Raw genomic sequence first — 1,347 nt, 5'->3', positions numbered from 1 at the left:
TCGGCGAGGCCCATGCGGACGGTGCGGCGGGCTGCGCGCCGGCGGTGGGCAGCGGCGCGGCAGGTGCTGGCGCGGGTGCGACCGGCGTCGTCGGGGTCGCGGCAGAGTCGGTGCGCTCGGTGGCGCTGGGGGTGGTCTCGTCACCCGGGGTGGACGTCATGATTCCTCCTTGTCGATGACGATTGCACAGCACTGCGCTGGAGCATCGCTGCAGGGTTCCTGGGAACAACCTAGGAGCTGGACCAGAACGTCCCGTCGGCGGCACGCACCGGTCTGCTCAGTCGACCAGCGACCCGGTCTGCTCAGTCGACCAGCGACCCGATCGCCTCGACCGTCTGGGTCGCGAGCGCCATGGCCAGGTCACGGCGGCCGAGGCGGTCCACCCGCACTTCCACGACGGACAGCCCCGACCCGGGCTCCGCGAGGACCGGGTCCAGGTCCTCCGCATCGTGCACGAGGGTGTGCCGCACCCCGTACGCCTCGGCCAGCGCGCCCAGGTCGACGGCGTGCGGGGTCGCGAACACCCGCTCGAACGACGCCGCGTACTCCGGTTCGCCCGACTCCAGCGTGGTGAAGATCGAGCCGCCCTGGTCGTTGGCGACGACGATCTGCAGCGTCGGCACCTCCTCGGTGGACCCGACGAGCAGCCCGCCGACGTCGTGCAGGAACGTGAGGTCGCCGACCAGCAGCCGCACCCGCCGACCGGGCAGCCCGAGCGCGAGGCCCGCGGCCGTCGAGGTGGTCCCGTCGATGCCGGCCAGCCCACGGTTGGCCACGACGAGCGGCGGCTCCGGCCAGCGCGCCACCAGGTCGAGGTCGCGCACCGGGTGCGAGGCGCCGATCACGAGCACGTCGTCGGGCCCGGAGGCCCGGGCCACGGCACGGGCCAGGTAGGGGCCCGTGATGCGCGGTGCGCTGCGGAACCGGCGCTGGCGACGGCGCGCGGCCTCGGCGAGGTCGAGCACCTCGTCGATGGCCTGACCTGCGGCATCGTCGGCCGCGGTCCAGGACCGCAGCCAGGTCACGTCCGCGGCCGAGGGCCTGCCGCTGCGCATCCGGCTGGGCACCTCGGTGAGCACCTGGGCCGCGACCCGCTCGGCATCCGTCCAGTCACGGCCGCGCGGCGCGACGACGACGACCTCCACGTCCTCGCGGGCGAGCAGCCGTTGCACCGGACGGGCCAGCGTCGGCCGTCCGAGCACCACGACGCGCCGCACCGCACCGCCGAGCTCGGCGAGCTCGAGCAGCACCCGGTAGGCCGCGATCGCGTTGGGGCCGCCGCGGGCGCCCGACGAGGGCTCGGCCAGCAGCGGCCAGCCGTTCGCCTCGGCCACCCGCCGAGCCAGC

Annotated in this window: 1 protein-coding gene; it reads right to left on the bottom strand. The window is 75.1% G+C overall.

The annotated features are described in order from the left end of the window. Positions 1 to 302: 302 nt before the first annotated feature. Positions 303 to 1,347 (bottom strand): thiamine pyrophosphate-dependent enzyme (locus F2B26_RS16245; protein WP_235929728.1); only part of this gene is annotated, 1,045 nt, incomplete at its 5' end.

It is taken from the genome of Cellulomonas citrea, assembly GCF_009829685.1.
GTDB classification, from domain to species: Bacteria; Actinomycetota; Actinomycetes; order Actinomycetales; family Cellulomonadaceae; genus Cellulomonas; species Cellulomonas citrea.
This window is presented reverse-complemented; position numbering and strand designations above follow the sequence as displayed.